The sequence below is a fragment of the Natronococcus sp. A-GB1 genome (assembly GCF_029688845.1).
Taxonomy (GTDB): domain Archaea; phylum Halobacteriota; class Halobacteria; order Halobacteriales; family Natrialbaceae; genus Natronococcus.
The window spans coordinates 109,463-126,067 of sequence record NZ_JARUKW010000011.1 but is presented as its reverse complement, the minus strand read 5'-3'; the positions used below and the strand labels follow the sequence as shown (position 1 = coordinate 126,067).

Annotated in this window: 15 protein-coding genes; 7 read left to right on the top strand and 8 right to left on the bottom strand. The window is 66.8% G+C overall.

The window, feature by feature from the left end; all coding sequences use genetic code 11:
* Positions 1-709 precede the first annotated feature (709 nt).
* Together sucD and sucC are read right to left on the bottom strand one after the other, a co-directional pair.
* Positions 710-1,582, bottom strand: a complete 873-nt coding sequence (gene sucD, locus QA600_RS13995; protein WP_278292561.1) for a succinate--CoA ligase subunit alpha — start codon at positions 1,580-1,582, stop codon at positions 710-712.
* Complete coding sequence (sucC, locus tag QA600_RS13990; RefSeq protein WP_278292560.1) at positions 1,579-2,730, bottom strand: ADP-forming succinate--CoA ligase subunit beta; 1,152 nt, start codon at positions 2,728-2,730, stop codon at positions 1,579-1,581. The genes sucD and sucC overlap by 4 nt, the downstream gene beginning before the upstream one ends.
* Positions 2,731-2,891: 161 nt before the next feature.
* Here sucC and QA600_RS13985 point away from each other — a divergent pair, with 161 nt between their 5' ends.
* The 3 genes from QA600_RS13985 (at position 2,892) to QA600_RS13975 (ending at position 5,559) form a co-directional block, all read left to right on the top strand.
* On the top strand, positions 2,892-3,014 hold the full coding sequence (locus QA600_RS13985; RefSeq protein ID WP_015322074.1) for a hypothetical protein: 123 nt from the start codon (positions 2,892-2,894) through the stop codon (positions 3,012-3,014).
* A 215-nt stretch (positions 3,015-3,229) separates the two neighbouring features.
* Entirely contained in the window at positions 3,230-4,099 is an 870-nt protein-coding gene (locus tag QA600_RS13980) for a UbiA family prenyltransferase (protein ID WP_278292559.1), read from the top strand.
* A gap of 146 nt (positions 4,100-4,245) precedes the next feature.
* Positions 4,246-5,559, top strand: coding sequence for a polysaccharide deacetylase family protein (locus QA600_RS13975; protein WP_278292557.1), 1,314 nt, complete (start codon positions 4,246-4,248; stop codon positions 5,557-5,559).
* 377 nt (positions 5,560-5,936) lie between these two features.
* On the opposite strand, the gene QA600_RS13970 is transcribed toward QA600_RS13975, so the two are convergent.
* On the bottom strand, positions 5,937-7,025 hold the full coding sequence (locus QA600_RS13970; protein ID WP_278292556.1) for a DUF1616 domain-containing protein: 1,089 nt from the start codon (positions 7,023-7,025) through the stop codon (positions 5,937-5,939).
* 50 nt (positions 7,026-7,075) lie between these two features.
* Positions 7,076-9,178, bottom strand: coding sequence for a hypothetical protein (locus QA600_RS13965; protein WP_278292555.1), 2,103 nt, complete (start codon positions 9,176-9,178; stop codon positions 7,076-7,078).
* 92 nt (positions 9,179-9,270) lie between these two features.
* Between QA600_RS13965 and QA600_RS13960 the strand changes: the two genes are divergently transcribed.
* Genes QA600_RS13960 through QA600_RS13950 form a run of 3 tightly spaced genes read left to right on the top strand, consistent with a single transcriptional unit; the run spans position 9,271 to position 12,256 of the window.
* The gene (locus QA600_RS13960; protein WP_278292554.1) at positions 9,271-10,734 is read left to right on the top strand and encodes a DUF58 domain-containing protein; all 1,464 of its coding nucleotides are present in this window, start codon (positions 9,271-9,273) and stop codon (positions 10,732-10,734) included.
* Complete coding sequence (locus QA600_RS13955; RefSeq protein ID WP_278292553.1) at positions 10,731-11,243, top strand: hypothetical protein; 513 nt, start codon at positions 10,731-10,733, stop codon at positions 11,241-11,243. The genes QA600_RS13960 and QA600_RS13955 overlap by 4 nt, the downstream gene beginning before the upstream one ends.
* Entirely contained in the window at positions 11,240-12,256 is a 1,017-nt protein-coding gene (locus QA600_RS13950; RefSeq protein ID WP_278292552.1) for a hypothetical protein, read from the top strand. The genes QA600_RS13955 and QA600_RS13950 overlap by 4 nt, the downstream gene beginning before the upstream one ends.
* Positions 12,257-12,337: 81 nt before the next feature.
* Here QA600_RS13950 and QA600_RS13945 read toward each other — a convergent pair whose 3' ends face one another.
* Entirely contained in the window at positions 12,338-13,003 is a 666-nt protein-coding gene (locus tag QA600_RS13945) for a helix-turn-helix domain-containing protein (RefSeq protein WP_345782032.1), read from the bottom strand.
* A 513-nt stretch (positions 13,004-13,516) separates the two neighbouring features.
* On the opposite strand from QA600_RS13945, the gene QA600_RS13940 reads away from it, so the two are divergent.
* Positions 13,517-13,942 carry a DMT family transporter gene (locus QA600_RS13940; RefSeq protein ID WP_005558186.1) on the top strand — a complete coding sequence of 142 codons (426 nt, stop codon included), beginning with the start codon at positions 13,517-13,519 and terminating at the stop codon, positions 13,940-13,942.
* 242 nt (positions 13,943-14,184) lie between these two features.
* On the opposite strand, the gene QA600_RS13935 is transcribed toward QA600_RS13940, so the two are convergent.
* The 3 genes from QA600_RS13935 to QA600_RS13925 are packed head-to-tail and all read right to left on the bottom strand — an operon-like array spanning position 14,185 to position 16,558.
* Positions 14,185-15,189, bottom strand: a complete 1,005-nt coding sequence (locus QA600_RS13935; RefSeq protein ID WP_278292550.1) for a MoxR family ATPase — start codon at positions 15,187-15,189, stop codon at positions 14,185-14,187.
* Positions 15,186-16,280: a DUF4350 domain-containing protein gene (locus tag QA600_RS13930; RefSeq protein ID WP_278292549.1), complete on the bottom strand. Its 1,095-nt coding sequence runs from the start codon at positions 16,278-16,280 to the stop codon at positions 15,186-15,188. The genes QA600_RS13935 and QA600_RS13930 overlap by 4 nt, the downstream gene beginning before the upstream one ends.
* Entirely contained in the window at positions 16,277-16,558 is a 282-nt protein-coding gene (locus QA600_RS13925; protein ID WP_005558196.1) for a hypothetical protein, read from the bottom strand. Before QA600_RS13925 ends, QA600_RS13930 begins: the two co-directional genes overlap by 4 nt.
* Between the last annotated feature and the right edge of the window lie 47 nt (positions 16,559-16,605).

The following is a 16,605-nucleotide window of genomic DNA, read 5'->3' as shown; positions in this document are numbered from 1 at the left end:
TCGCATGCCGTGTGAACGGACGCTGCGCGTCCGTGAACAGAGGGCGCGAAGCGCCCGTGAGCAGAGAGTGGTGAACGAGCAACGCGAGCGAACCCGACGAAAAAAAGGTACGTGTACATTCTTCACGCAACGAACCGACCACTCCAGATCGTAGTCGAAACTCGATACCGAAGTCATACTCCCGCGCTAAGATACGTCGCAGGACGAACGAAAACGGCCGCTGCGCTCGCAGTTGCTCAAGGCGGACGAACGGGTCGAAAAGACGGCACGTCGAAGTATGAGTAACGAGATTGTGGGTTCGGCGTCAGGAGCCTCACGAACTCACAGAGGGGCGGTATCGCCGTATCCAGTGTGTGCGGGTAGCGTGGTATTCGTTGTCATCACCACCGTAGTATCGATGAGTTCGTGTACTGTAATAAGCTTTGTTGCTAGCTACGTGTCCAGCTCGAGAGATGATTTACAACCACACGGTTCCTAGTGCGGCTCGAAAGCTTACGTTCCGAAGGTACTGCCGATCAGCGTTGACGATCTCGAGTGGGCGACGACCCCCCGATCCTGCAGCCGGCTCGAGTCTCCTCCCCGCGAACGGTCGACGGACTCACGGACGGGTCGGACTCGAGCACTCGCCTCGAGACGAACCGTGAAAAAACCGTACGATCGAGCCGTTTGTCGATCGCGTTCGCTCGCTACGAAACGACGGCGTCCCGGGTTACGCGAGGAACTCTTCGATGTGGTCGGCGACCTCCTCGGGAGTGTCGCCGACGGGGACGCCCGCGTCGTTCAGCGCCGAGATCTTGCTTTCGGCGGTACCGGTACCGGAGCCGGAGACGATGGCGCCAGCGTGGCCCATGCGTTTGCCCGGCGGGGCCGTGCGGCCGGCGATGAAGCCGGCGACCGGCGTGTCGACGTTCTCGTCGATGAACGCCGCAGCTTCCTCCTCGTCCTCGCCGCCGATCTCGCCGCACATGACGATCGCTTCGGTCTCGTCGTCGTTTTCGAACAGCTCGAGGGCGTCGACGAAGTCGGTGCCGATGATCGGGTCGCCGCCGATCCCGATCGCGGTGGTCTGGCCGATGCCGCGGTTCGTCAGGTTGTCGACGACCTGGTAGGTCAGGGTACCAGAGCGAGAGACGAGCCCGACGTTCCCGTCGGCGAAGATGTTACCGGGAAGGATGCCCAGCTTGGCCTCGCCCGGCGTGATGAGGCCGGGGCAGTTCGGGCCGATGAGTCGCGTGTCGGTCTCGGTGAGACGCTTATTGACCCGGGCCATGTCCTGGGTCGGGATGCCCTCCGTGATGGCGACCGCGAGCTCGAGGTCGCTGTCGAGGGACTCGAAGATCGCGTCGCCGGCAAAGGCCGGCGGGACGAAGATCACCGAGGTGTCGGCGTCTTCCTCTTCGACGGCCTCGTGGACCGTGTCGTACACCGGAACGCCGGCGGCCTCCTGGCCGCCCTTGCCGGGCACGGCGCCCGCGACGACGTTCGTGCCGTACTCCATCATCTGTTCGGCGTGGAACTTGCCCTCCCCGCCGGTGATGCCCTGTACCACGACGCGCGTGTCGTCGTCGACTAGTACACTCATGCTTGTCCCTCCTCAGCGTACTCGACGGCACGCTGAACCGCGTCCTCGAGGGTCTGTTCGACCGTCACGAGGTCCTCGTTCAGAATTTCCATCCCCTCTTCCCAGTTCGTCCCCGCGAGGCGGACGACGACCGGTTTGGGGATCTCGTCGAACTGCTCCAAGGCTTCGTTGATCCCCTTGGCGACCTCGTCGCCGCGGGTGATCCCGCCGAAGATGTTGAAGACGACCGAATCGACGTTGTCGTCCGAGAACACCATATCCAGCGCGTTCGCGATGCGGTCGGCCTTCGCGCCGCCGCCGACGTCCAGGAAGTTCGCGGGCTCGCCGCCGTAGTGGTCGACGAGGTCGAGCGTGGTCATCACGAGGCCGGCACCGTTGCCGATGATGCCCGTGTTGCCCTCCAGCCGAACGTAGTCGAAGTCGTACTCGTCGGCCTTCTGCTCGAGCTCGTCGCCGCCGCTTGCGGCCTCGGCCTCCATCTCGGCGAGCTCGGGCTGGCGGAACAGCGCGTCCTCGTCGATGTTCATCACGGCGTCGGCCGCGATGACCTCGTCGTCGCCGGTGACCATCAGCGGGTTGATCTCCGCGTCGGAGCCGTCGCGGTCGTCCCAGAGCTGGTAGAGCGTGGTGAGAACGCTCGAGACGTCGCGGGCGACGGCCTTGTCGACGCCGGCGTCGTAGACGGCCTTGCGGGCCTGGTAGGGGTGCATCCCGAACGAGGGGTCGATGTGTTCGCGGGCGATCGCCTCGGGGTCCTCCTCGGCGACCTCCTCGATGTTGACGCCACCCTTCGTCGAGACCATTGCGACGGGTTTGCCCTCGCCGCGGTCCATCGTGATGCCGACGTAGAGTTCGTCGACGAAGTCAACCGCGCCCTCGACGAGGACCTGGCCGACGTGGTAGCCCTTGAGATCCATCCCGATGATCGACTCGGCCGCCTCGCGGGCCTCCTCCTCGTTCTCGACGAGTTCGATCCCGCCGGCTTTCCCCCGACCGCCGACCTGTACCTGTGCCTTGACCGCGACCGGATACCCGATCTCCTCGGCTGCGGTCAGTACGCCGTCGACGTCCGAAGCGAGCTGTGACTCCGGCGTCGGAATCCCGGCGTCGGCGAAGACCTGCTTCGCCTGGTACTCATGTAGTTTCATACCATTCGAACGGCCGTCCCCGCCTTGCTTAAATCCTGCCAGTTTCGGTTCGATTTGCGGCAGTGATTGCCGTATCACGGCGCCTCCTCGACGCTCGACCGAAATTAACTCAGTTCCGTATTAGGGTACCTTTATTATCTCGGCTACAGTAGACACAGGTGATGCCCGAAGTAACCGTCTCCGAGTCCCTGTACAAGAAGCTCGAGGAAGAGAACCCCGAGTCGATCGAGGACGCGGTCTGGGAGCTGATGTACCAAGCGCGACGCGAGTCCCAGTACCAGTAGTCGATCGAGCCCTTCGTCGTGAGCGCGGCGTTGTTCCTGTTGTCCTCGATACCCGGTAGCCGACGGTAGCTCGAGTGAGTGTACCGAAGCGTTTGACTCCGTACAGTTCCTACCACGAGACGAGCGGTGTTCCCCCGTACTCCCGGTGATCGAGACGCGCGGGACGGACAGCCCTGGAGCCGGTCCGAACACCGGCGGCTGGAGGCGGTGTCGTAGTGTCGACCCCGACGGCCGCACGCGAGGGCCCCCGCCTGCCGGCGTGGCTGCTCGCTGCGCTCCGGTTTCTGGTCCACAGCAATCTCTTCATCTCGCTCGCGGCCGCGAGCGTCGTCGTTACGACCGCCGTCCTCGCCGACCTGCCCCTCGAGGCGCTGCCCGCCTTCATCGTCTTCGCGGCGGCGATGTTCGTCTACACGATAAACCGTTTCACCGACCTCGAGGAGGACCGCGAGAACGTCCCCCGGCGCGCGGCGTTCGTCGAGCGCGCCGGCCTCGTCTGGCTGGCGCTGGGCGTCGGGCTCTACCTCGCCGCCATCGTCGTCGCGGTCGCACTCGAGCTCCCGGGCGCCGGCTACCTGTTGTTGCCCGCAGTCGTCGCCGGGCTGTACACGCTCGGAATCAAGCGAGTGTTCCTCGTCAAGAACCTCTTCGTCGGCTTCGCCTGGGCGGTAATCCCCCTTGGCGTCGGGGTCTACTACGAGCAACTGCTGGCCCGCGAGGTGCTCTTTCTCGCCGCTTACATCGGCGCCATGATCACGATCGCCGCGGCGATCTTCGACGTCAAAGACATCGAGGGCGACCGCGAAGAGGGGATCGCGACGATTCCGACGGCGTTCGGACCGCGCTGGACCCGCATCGTTGCCCAGCTCGCCAACGTCGTCGTCGCGGTCGTCGTCGTCGCGGTCGTCGCAGCGGGCGTCCTCGACACCAGATTCCTGGTCCTACTGGCGTTCCACGGCTACGTCGGCTGTTACATCCCCTTCGCGAGCCGGGATCGCGGCCCCTTGTTCTACGGCGGGATCGTCGACGGCGAACACGTCTTTCTGGCCGCGCTCGTGCTCGCACTCGAGTGGCTCGTCTGGTAGCGAACGGCGACGTTCGTCCCCGCGACCGACGACCATGTTCGGGCAGGTAGATCGATCCCTCGAGGTATGAGGGGCGTACGGACCGACCCGGCAGAGATACTGGAAGCATAACAAACCCCCGGTCCCGGGTCTGGGTTCGACGAACGATGGACCGACGGACCTACCTCGCGATCGGAGCGGCGACCGTCCTCGCCGGCTGTACCGAACTCGGCGGCCCCGGCGAACCGGACACGAGCGACGAACGGGCCGACGACGGCGGTACGGAGCCGAGCGACGAGACGCCGGACGATGACGAGAATTCCGAGGACGGTGATGAGGAGGGAGATTCTGAGGACGAGGAGGAGTTCCCCGAACTGGTCGGGACCTTCGACGACTTCGAGGACCTCGAGGAGTGGTGGGAGTGGCAGGACATCGGCACGCTCGAAGCCGACTCGAGCCGCGCCTCGCTGGGCTCCCAGTCGGCGCTGCTGACGTCGTCGGCCGACTCGCGGGGACAGGTCCGTGTTCGCCGCGAGCTCGAGGAGCCGATCGACGTGCGGGAGGTCGCACCCGGGCTCGATCTGGCCACCGACACGGATTCCGGCGTCGTGCGCATCCAGCTCCAGGACGCAGACGCCCACTACGTCGAGTACAGCCAGGGATTCGCGGGCGGAACGTCCCTGACACGTCACAACTTCGGGATCACCCGGATCCGGGGCGAACCCGACCTGAGTAAGGTCGTCGTCCTACAGGTGATCCGCTGGTTCGGCGACGACACCGAGGGTCGCCAGTGGGTCGACAACTTCCACTTCGTCCCCCGACCGACTCAGGGAACGGTGTTGCTCCAGTTCCACGGCGGGTACGAGACGCACTACACGGAGGCCCTGCCCCGCCTCGAGGACGCCGAGCTCCCGGCGACGGCGTTCGTCCCGACCGCTCGACTCCGCGAGAACGAGGCCGCCGAGGGGGACCGACTGACCCGCGAGCAGGTCGACGACCTCGCCGCGGCCGGCTGGACGATCGGCGCGCAGTCGGCGAACGGCCAGCCCCTCGACGGCGTCGATCCGAACGCGCTCGAGGACGCCGTCGTCGACCCGATCGACTGGCTCGCCGAGGCAGGCTACGGGGACGGTACCCGCGTCTTCGCCTATCCGGGCTCGACGTACACCGACGAGTCCGTCGAGCTTGTCCGTGACAACTACGATCTCGCCTTCGCGGGCCGCTCGCGCTCGCAGGGGTACGCGGGGAACCCCCACCTCTGCTCGATGGCCGAGACGCCCGACCCGGACGACGCGGCGGATCTGCTCGAGTGGACCGCCGAGTGGGGCGGGATCACGGCGATCCCGTTCTACGAACTGGACGGGGAGAGCGCGCTCGAGGCGCTCGAGGAGACGGTTCGTGCGCTCGAGGAGTACCTCGAGGCCGGCGAACTCGAGGTGATCACGCCCGCCGAGATGGCCGAGAAGTACGTCTACGAGTAGCCGCCCACCGATCGACGGTGAAACGGTTCCGACGCGGGGTCGAGCTCGAAAAGTGAGCGGCAGCGGTGTACAAAACGCGCACGTCGAGTGTGGCCGAAGTCAGCGTTCGGCCGCCACAGGAGTCGTACCAGGGGATCGCGGTATTCGATACGGGATCGGTCACGTCGCGTGAGTAGTGTGGTATTCGTTGTCATCACCACCGTATCTTCGACGTGTCCGCGTCCAGTAATAAGCTTTCCCACTAGTCAGGTCGCAACTGGTAGGGAGAATATGAGTTCATATGACCACCTTAGTCGATACATACCCGTCGTTTCCTCGGGTACGACCGACCCGAATCGAGGCAGGGACACTGGCCGAACTCGAGGCGCGAGCGCCGATCAGGGCTCCTCGACGTCGGCCCAGAGGTGGACGTGGTACTCGGTGTCGTCGGTCGTCGGCTCGTCGGGTACCTCGCCGTCGGGGAACAGTAGCCAGACGATCCGGATGTCCTCGCCGACCATCGTCGGCTCGAGCTCGTGGGTCTGGTGCCAGCTCTCGTTGTGGCCCAGCGTCGTCTCGAAGCGCTCGAGCTCCTGTTGTTCGGTAACGACCGTCTCGTTGACCGCAGTCTCGTTCCCGTCCTCGCCGCCGGCCTCCGTGACGGCGCTCTCGTTGACCACGGTTTCGGTCTGCTGTTCGACCGCGACGACGGTGTAGTCGGTCGTCTCGTGTTCGTGGTTGTCGACGCCGACGATAACCTCGGCACTCTCACCCTGGGTGAACTCGGTGGGGTAGCCGTCGGCGACGAGTTCGCCGTCGTCGTCCTCGGTGAGGAGGTAGACCGCCGAGAACTGCTCGCCGGCCGGCGGGGAGACGACCGCGAAGCCGACCACGCCGACCGCGAGCACGATCGAGAGCACCAACAGGACGTTCAGGGCGCCGTCGAGGCGGGTCTCGGGCTCGAGCAGCTCCGAGCGCCCGGCGGCGTACCACGTGCGGTAGGGAACCGCGAACCGCTCCTCGGCGGGGAGCTCCCAGCGGCGGTGGGCCGCGACGGCCGTCGCGAGGACGGTAAAGCCCGACAGCGAGAGCATGATCGGCGTCAGCCGGATCCCCCACGGCGTAAAGTTCAACATGAGGCCGATCAGTGGAACGATGGCGATGCTCAGCCCGAACGCGAGCGCGACGCGCTCGATGCCGTCGATCCCCGCACGGATCGACTCGCCGGAAAAGCGGGTGGTGTCGTCCGGGTCGTCTGCCGTCGGCGACTCCCCGGCCTCGGGAAATAGCGCGGCGATGAAAACGTAGCCGGGGACGAACAGCGCGAACGCGAGTCCCAGCGGGGCCCGAAGCGGCGTATCCCGAACGATGGGAACGAAGACGGCGACGTTGACGAGGAGGGTCACGACGAGCATCGCCGCGAGGTCGGCGGGAAGCCTGCGGATCGGGCGAGGAATCAGCAACCGAAGCGACCGTCGATCGTCCATTCAGTACGTCGTTGACGAGCGGCCAATAAAAGTCGGTCGGTCGAACCGTCCTACGCGGCAGCCGACGCCGAGCCGGTCGTCGCCTCGAGGTCCGCCTCTTCGCAGAGCCGCTCGGCGGTCTCGAGGGCGCGTTCGGCCTGCTCCTCGGTCACCGAGTCGGGCCTGAAGGCGGCCTGTTCGTAGGTCTCGACGAGTTCTCGAAGGGGAACCCCATCGGCCGCGGCGTCGTCGACGTGCTCGCGGTAGAACTCCCAGTGAGTCGCCGCGCCGGGCCGACCGACCGCGCTTCCGTAGGCGTGTCTGACCGCGGCGTGTGCGGTTCGAACCGCGGTGTCGGTTCGGCCGTCCGCGAGCTGTTCGGCCGCCCGGTCCAGCAGGGCGTCGATGCGGTCCTGCGTCATCGCCGGATCGGGACCGCGTGTGGGTCCGCCGACCGCGATCGACGGTGCCCGGTCGACGTCGTCCCGCCTCGAGCGACGCCGCCACCAGCCGGCCAGCCCGAGGACGCCGATGCCGAGCAGCGCGCCGATGCCGACGATGGCCGACTGCGGCACCGGCAGCGAGTCGCTGCCGTCCGGCATCGTTACGGTCTCCTCGGTCTCCGCCGCGGCCATGTTCGATCCGGCGTCGTCGTAGCTGATCGCGACCGTAACCTCCTCGCCGTCGACCGAGCCGGTGTCGACGGTGCCGGCGATCCCGCCGTCCTCGTCGGTTTCGATCGTCTCCGCGGCCACGCCGTCGACCCGGACTTCGAGGGTCTGGTTGTCGAGGGGCTCGCTGTCGGCGGTCGCGAGGCTGCCGTCGATCGCGACTTCCTCCTCGCCGATCGCCGTCGCCGTCGCCGTCAGCTCGGTTTCGGTCTCGGCGACGCTAATCGGTGCCTCGGCGGGCGTCGCGGTGAGCGTTCGATCCTCGTATGGGAGCGAGGCGGTTACCGACCCCTCGCCGGCCGAGACGTTCGCCGGTGTCTCCATCTCACCCTCGAAGTTCCCCTCCGAGGCGGTTACCGTCCCGATGAGTTCGCCGTCGACGCTGATCGCGACCGGCACGTCGTCGACGGGCTCTCCAGCAGCGGTCACCGCTCCGCTGACCGACAGCGGATCGCCGTAGGCGACCTCGTCGGTCGCCGTCAGGTCGTCTATCGTCGCCGTCGTCTGTTCGGGCGTCACCTCGAGTTCCTGCTCGGCGCCGAGGTAGTTCGTATCGCCGTCGGGGACGTACTCGGCGGTTACCGTCTCCTTGTCGAGCGCGAGATCGGTCGGGCGGTACTCGAACTCGAACTCGTTCTCGTCGCCGGCCCACCAGTCACCGCTCGGCTCGCCGACGGCGACGGGCTCGTCCTCGACCCGGATCTCGGGGTCGTCCTCGATCGGCTCGCCGTCCGCGGTTCGTACCTCGCCGCGGACGACCATCGGATCCTCGAGCGACGCCGTCTCGTCGACGACCTCGAGGTCGAGTTCGGTCTCGACGAACTGCTCGTCGCGGACTGCCGTCTGCTCGCTCTCGATCTCGCTTCGGCTCTCGTTGACCGCCGCCGCCGAGTCGGAGTGGTCCTCGTCGGTCTCGTTGTCGATCGTCTCGTAGCTCGTGACGGCGTCCTCACCGGCCTCGTCGATCTCGTCGGACAGCGCCTCGAGTTCGCGCGCGAGGTCGTGGGCGCGCTCCTGGTCACCCTCCTGGAGCGCCTCCTCGTACTCCGCGCGGGTCTCGTGGTACTCCTCGATGGTGTCCGCCATCCGCTCCTGTGACTCGGAGGCGTTCCGGTAGGCTTCGGCCGGATCGTCCTCGTCGCCGGTCGATCCGGAGACCTCGGCATACTGCTCGAGGCGCTCGTCGTAGTCGTCGCCGAGATGCTCGCGGGCCTGGTCGTACTGGCCCTCGCTCAGGGCGACCGAACTGTCCTGGAGCTGATCGGAGAGCTGGTCGGAGAGCCAGGACTCGAGTTCCTCGTCGTCGCCGGCCTCGTCGTACTCGTCGGGGTTCTGGTGGGGAGGCGTCTCGTTGGCCACCGGCTGGTCGCCAGCGCTCGCGAGCGTGTCGCCCGCAATCGACTGGGAGGACTCGCCGGCAGGGGCGCCCGCGGCGGTCGCAGCGAGCGGCAACGAACACGCCAACAGCGTGAGAACGAGCGCACGGACGACGACCTGGTTCACGATCGGTAATTCACGCCGGCGAACAAAAGCCTGTCTGCTCGCCCCGACGGACAACCAGTAGGTTCAACACGTCACCGAAAAACCACTGGAGTATGCGACCGACGCGCCAGATCTGGGCGGTGGGAGCGATCGCGGGAGCGCTCGCCGTCCTCGCCGCCGTCTTCGCCCGGCCGCTGTTGCTCGCGGCGACGGTGCTACTCGGCGCGTGGATCCTCGTTCGGCAGCTCCTGTTCGTTCGCGGCGTTGCCGATACGGTCGACTCGCTGACGGTTCGCCAGCTGCCGGCCGCAAACACCGTCCGGGCGAGCGCGGAGATCCCGGTCACCCTCGAGGCGACGCTCGACGCGCCCGCCCGCCTGCTGCTGTCGTTCGAGGGCGGCGTACCGATGGGCGCGAGCGCTGCGGCGCCGCTGTCGACGGTGCTCGAGCCCGGGACGGCGACGACCCGCGAAACCACCACGGTCTCCTGGCCCGTCGCGGGTCGCCACCGGTTCGACCCAGTCTCGGTGACTGCGAGCGACGGGCTGTTCACGGCGACGATGCCCGCTGAGTCGCGGCCATCGGTGACGGTCGAACCCCGAGGCCCCCACAGCGTCCACGTCGGCCGCGGCGGCGACGAGGTGTCGATCGCCCAGGGCGAACACGAGGCCGGCCAGCGCGGTCCCGGCCTCGAGCCGGCCGAGCTGCGCGAGTACGTGCCGGGCGACTCGGCCGACGAGATCGACTGGAAGGCGACCGCGCGACTCAACACGCTTCACGTCCGCGAGTACGAGACCGAAACCCACCGCCCGACGATGCTGATCGTCGACCACCGCGGTGGGCTCGCAGCGGGCCCGCCGGGGGAGTCGAAGCTCGCCTACCTCCGGGAGGTCGCGCTCGCGGTCGCCGCGAACGCCCGCGAACTCGACGACCCGCTCGGGCTGATCGCTGTCGGGAACGAGGGGATCACGACCCGAATCTCTCCCACGACGGGGCCGGCGGCGTACCTGACGATCCGGCGACGGCTGCTCGATCTCGAGCCGACCGGAACGGACGGTGACGGAACCCCTCCGGAGACGACCGGACACAGCCACTCGATTCCGGGGCCGGCACCGTCGCCGACCCGTCCTCGGGCGGCCCTGTCGGCCCTCGAGGGCTCGAGGGACGCGTTCGCGCGAACGCTCGAGCCGTACTACGCGGCTCGGACTCGGTACGACGTTCGGTTCGATTCCGAGCCGCTGCTGGGCGCGGTCCGAACGGCACTCGGCGGCCAGGACAGCCGCCAGTGGACGGTTATCTGTACGGACGACTCGGACCCGGAGACGCTGTACGAGACGGTCCGGTTCGCCCGCGCCCGCGGGAGCGAGGTCCTGCTGTTGCTGACCCCGACGGTGCTGTTCGCGCCCGACGGCGTCGGCGACCCCGACCGGGTCGCTGACAGCTACCTCGAGTTCGAGGAGCTGCGACGCGACCTCGACCGAATGGACGCGGTTACGGCGTTCGAGGTCGCCCCGCAGGAGCGGCTGTCGGCGGTCCTCGAGACGACGCGCTCACGATCGCGGGGTGCGATCCGATGAGCGACTACCCGACCGGGAGTTACGTCGAGTCGACGTTCCTCACGGAGCGACCCTCGCCGTGGTCGACCGCCCTCGGCGCGGTCGCGCTCGTCGCTACCTTCGGCGCGGCGGCCGGTCCGCCCGGCGTCGTCGCCGGGGTCGCGACGGCCCTGCTGTGGTACGGGTTCGGAACGCCGTACGCCGTCGCCGTCGGCCACGTGCTGTTGCTGGCGCTGTTTCCGGACGGGATCGATCCGATCTCTTTCGTCATCGTCGAGGCCGGGCTGGTCACGCTGCTCGTCGTCCCCGTCCTGCGGAGCCGAGCGCCGCTTCGAACCGCCGCCGGAACGCTGCTGGCCGTCGCCGGACTGGGCGCCGTGAGCTGGCTCGCGGTCGTCTCGCTGTCGCTATGGCAGGCAGCCGGGGTCACCGCCGGAGCGGTCGCGCTCGCGAGCTACGGCGCGTACCGGTACGGGCTGGTCGCGCTCGGCCTCGTCGACGACGAACCATCCTCCACTATCGACGAATGAGTACACACGACTTCGAATCACGCGATAGAACCGAGACGGAGACTGCCCCCGAGGGGACGGCGGCCGAGACGGCCGACCGACTCGAGCAAGCCGAGGCTCGAGCGGACCTGCTCGCCGAGGAGAACCGACGGCTCCGGGCCCAGAACGCCCGTGCGCGTCGCTCGAAGTACCGACGGACAGCCCTCGGGCTCGTCGCGATCGGCCTCTGTGCGGTCGCGGGCGGGGTGATCTTTCCCGAGAGCCGCGAGATTCTCCTCGCGCTGGGGGCGACGGGGCTGTTCGGCGGCCTGCTCACGTACTACCTGACGCCCGGCCAGTTCGTCGCCGCCGAGGTCGGCGAGCGCGTCTACGCCGCCTGGGCGGCCAACGGTGACTCGCTCGCGGCCGAGCTCGGCCTGCGCGAAGACCGGGTGTACGTCCCCGACGAGCGAGCCGACACCGCTCGGCTCTACGTTCCCGCCAGTGCCGGGGTCGAGCCGCCGACGGACGCCGACGGGCCGGTGATCGTCGAACGCGATCAGCGGGGGCTGCTCGTGGCGCCGACCGGAGCGACGCTGTTCGACGAGTTCCAGCGGACGCTGTCGGGCGAACTCGCGACCCGACCCGAGCCGCTCGCGGTACAGCTCGCAGACGGCCTCGTCGAGGGGTTCGAACTCGCGGACGGCGCCGATCCGGACGTCGACGCGGCCGCGGGACGGATCACCGTCGGCATCACGGACAGCGCCTTCGGCGCCGTCGATCGGTTCGATCACCCGATCGCCTCGTTTCTCGCCGTCGGACTGGCGGTCGGACTCGACCGCCCGGTCACGCTCGAGGTCGACGCCGGCGACGACCGCGCCGACTGGCTCGTCACGTGTCGGTTCGAGCCGGACGCCGCCGAGGAGGACGGGACGGACGAGGGCGGGCCGAGCGACGAGGAGCCCGGCGAGGCCTCGAGTTCGACGACGGCGAGTAGGACGGCTGCTGTCCGTGTGGTTGGCAGTAGGCCTCTGGCCTCTCGCTCCGAGCCGTGAACGCGAGTACGTCGAGACGCTGGCGAAGACAGATCGTGGCTTCCGGGTGATCTCTCCGACACTGCACCGAGTAGCCGCTGCTCAATTCGAGTTTTCACCGTCGTCTAACAGGGAAGAGACGATGAGTCGTTTGGTCGCACGTCGAAGGAGACCGCTGGCTGCGGGTTGAGAGATCTCGAGATCAGCGGCGACTTCGCTGAGAGTTGCGCTCCGTGGATCTTCGAAGTATCCTCTCTCGAGTGCGACGAGGAGTGCCTCCCGCTGGCTATCGGTCAACCCTGCATCCGTACTCCCCAAACTGGCGTACTCGTTTACGCGCAGTAACTCGATCTCGATGTCATTCCGATCCGCGTACTCCCACAACGGAGCCAGGTTCGTCCGTTCGGGCACCCATACCGTTAGAATCCATCCGTTGCCGTCGTTCTTCATATCGAGTATGACGCCGTTCGCGGTCGAAATGATCGGCGAGATGATCTTCGCTTCGTCGGTATACTCGAAGCTGTAGATCGCCTTCTCGTCTCTGGTCTCGATCACTCGTTCGAACTCGCCGATGGTGTGATCGCTCCGCAATCCGTCCTCGAACCGGTGAAAATCGGACGACCGGATGCGGTAGAAGAACTTCCCCGACGTAGGGTCGGTTCCTGCCTCTAACACAGACTTGACGTTCGCGCTCTGGTCGTGAGTGACTGTCTTCGTGAGCACGATGTCGGGATGCTCGATTCGGACAACCGCTTTGATGTCAGTCACTGTTCTACGGAATAGGCGTCTATAATATATGAGCATGTATATCTGGTGAAGCCAGTCGTCCCGCTCAGAACGGGTTTGTCGCATGCGACGTTTGCACTCAGTGGAACGGAGGCTGGTAGGAACGGTACAAGCAGGGGTCCGGAGGAGTCGGGAACACTACTCGAGACGCGGACGAACGCGTGTCGAACGTCTTTCGTGGAGCTGTCGGGCGATACGTCCCCGTTTTGCGTGCGCCGGTCGGCCTCACTACAGCCACCGAGCAACCGTCGAAAGCAGTCAGGAGTGTACGAAATCTTTTGGACCCGATATAAATGGATTATTCGATTAAGAGAGAGACCGATCCGGGTATAGGTGGTACGGAGTACGTATGGGACAGAGACATCATGCCGACGACCGAGGCGGCGACACTGAACCGAGCTTCTACCTCCCCGCCGGGGATACCCCACCGTTCTACGCCAGTCACTTCGAGCGTCTCTGGGCGACACTGTTCAGTCGTTACGCTGAGTCGTCATAATGGGGCTTCCTGAGATAGATTCGGCCGTATTCTTCGGTTCGATTACGATGGTAACGTGGGGGATCTGGGTCGTCCTGGGCAACGCTGCGTCGGAGTCTATCGACCCGAGGACGGCCGCCGCGATCTCCTATCTCGTTGCGGGACCCCTCGCGCTCGGATACGTTCTCGTTTCGGACGCATCGCTCGCCATTACTGCGAAGGGAGGGCTGCTCGCCGGCGTGGCCGGATTGTTCACCGGAATCGGCCTGATTTCGATGTACGTCGGTCTCTCCGGCGGGTCGACGACGGTCGTCTCTACGCTCGGTGCGATGTACTTCGTCGTCGCAGCACTCATCGGGATGGCCATCCTCGGAGACGAGATTACGATAGTGAGATTTGCTGGGATAACGTTCGCAATTATCGGGGTCGTCTTGGTTTCCCAGTGAACCGCCTCGGGGTCAAGTGGTTCGAGAATCTCCGATTCTCGTCATCACGGAAATCGAAGATTTCCGTACGACCCCGAGGCACTCGGCCTGTTCCGCCTGTAGATTGCCCGTGTGTAAGGGGAGTTTCGCGGAGGGGTCTAGACGACGAAGCCGTGCCCGAGAAGTAGGCTCCGGAGCGGCAGCGAACCGTCCTCGAGTCGGTCGAAAAATCGGGACCGCGGATCGCCCGCGAAAACGGACCGCTAGCTCGGCGTCGGTTTCCCGCCAAGATCGTCGGTGTCCGGGACCGTGACGGTGTCGAGGATCTCTTCGACGACGTCTTCGGGGTTGACGTCGCTCAGCTCCGCCTCCGTGTCCAGGACGAGGCGGTGGACCAGGACGGGCTCCGTGAGAGCCTTGACGTCCGCGGGTGTCGCGTACTCGCGGCCGCGGATCGCCGCCCGGGCCTTGATCCCCTCGAGGAAGGCGAGCGACGCCCGCGGGGAGACGCCGTAGTTGACGTCGGGGTGGTCCCGGCTCGCCGCGACGAGGTCGAGGACGTACTCCGTGACCGGGTCGGCGACGTGGACCTCGGTGACGGCCTTTCGGGCGCCGCGGATGTCCTCGGTCTGGACCGCCTGGTCGATCGTCGACGGGCTCAGTTCTGGCTCCTCGTCGAACCGCCGAAGCAGCTCCGTCTCCTCCTCGCGGTCCGGCAGCCCGACCGTGAGCTTGAACATGAATCGGTCCCGCTGGGCCTCCGGCAGCTCGAAGACGCCCTCCATCTCGATCGGGTTCTGGGTCGCGACGACCATGAACGGCTCCGGTAGGGCCAGCGTCTGGCCCTCGATCGTGACGGTTCGTTCCTGCATCGCCTCGAGCAGCGCCGACTGGGTCTTCGGCGTCGCGCGGTTGATCTCGTCGGCGACGACGAGGTTCGAGAAGACCGGCCCCCGCTGGAGCTCGAACTGGCCGGTCGGCTCCCGGTAGATCTGGGTGCCGGTGATGTCGGCCGGGAGGATGTCGGGAGTCATCTGGATGCGCTGGTAGTCGAGCCCGGTCGCCCGCGCCAGCAGGTTCGCAATCGTCGTCTTGGCAACGCCGGGGACGCCCTCGAGCAGGAGGTGGCCCCGCGTCAGCAGCGCGATCGTCAGGTGTTCGATCGCCTCCTCGTTGCCGACCAGGACCCGCCCGGTTTCGGTCCTGATCTTCTCGTACACCGTCTGTGGATCGTCCGCGAAGGGCCAGTTCCGGTCCGTCTCGCTCATCGATCCCCGTGTTTCGAGCGGGAACGGTTAAGCGCTGTTATCGTTTCTTCGACCTGCTCGTCGTCCCAGTCGGGATGGCGCTCCCGGAGCAGTTCGGCCCGTTCGGCGTCCGACAGGGCCGATCCAGGTTCGTCGCCGGAGCTGAGCCGATCGCGGACGGTCCCGACGCCGTTTCGGAAGGTTCGGTTCGAGGCGCCGATGACGGCGACGACGGCGAACAGTCCGACCAGCGACTGTAGCGCCGGCAGCTCCCGCAGGGTCAGCGTAATGCTCGCCAGCGGCGGCAGCTCCTCGCCGTGGCTCAGATCGAGCAGGACGCGATCGTCGTCGGCGTACTGGCGCTGGAGGAACGCCGCGTTGTCGGGTTCGCCGTACATCGCGTTGATCGTGATGCTCGGGTCGCCGACGACGACGACCTCGCCACCCCCGACGTCCTCGACGGTCGCGACGGGGTAGGCGTCGAACGCGGTGTCGTCCTCGAGCTCCGCCCCCGGCGAGTCGGCGAGGTGGGCGTAGTCGCTGGTTCCGATCAGGGCCGTCGCGCCGTTCGGATCGACGGCCGTCGCGTGGTTGAGCGTGAGCTGGTCGACGCCGGCAGTTCGCTCGTGGTTGGCGGTCACGGTGGCGATCGGCATCGCCGGCCCCTGATCGTGGCTCTGTTCGTCGAGCAGGACGCTCCCGTTCGTGCGGGCGTCGGCGCCGACGGCGTCGAGCAGGTCGTTCGCGTCGGTGCCGTAGTTCTCGAGAACGACCAGGGTGCCGCCGTTACCGACGAACTCCTGGACGCGGGCGGCGTCGGCCGCGCCGTAGGGCTCGTCGGGCGCGACGACGATCGCCGTCGTCTCCTCGGCGGGGACCTCCTCGTAGCGGTCGGTCTCCCGGATCAGCTCGCCCTCGACGTCGTCGTCGGTCTGGATCACCTCCCGGAAGTCGTCGGTCCCGTCCCACGCGGGGTTGTACGGGCCGAACGCGGCCGAGGAGGTGGTCGCAGCGACGAACAGGCCGACGATAACGACGGCGCCGAGGGCGACCAGCAACGCGGCGGGCCAGTCGATCCCGTCGCCGTCGGTAACGTACTCACGGGGGTTCAAAACGGCATCACCTCCGGCGGCAGAATCTCGAGGATCCGCCGGACGACGATGATCGCGAACCCGACGAGGCCGAGCCCGATCAGCCACAGCAGGCGCCGTCGCCAGGCCGGCGTGATGTTGACCGGTGCGGTCAGCTCGGTGACGATCAACAGCCCGATCAGCGAGAGCACGAAGAACAGCTCGTAGGAGAGACTGCCCAGCAGCGTCAGCGCGACGATCGTCGCGAGCATCCAGGCGAGCTGTCCGTGGACGAACCGCATCCGGCGCTGGGTCGGCATCTACTCGAGTGAGCGAGCGCAGGGACCGTAAATCTCTCGTTCGAGCG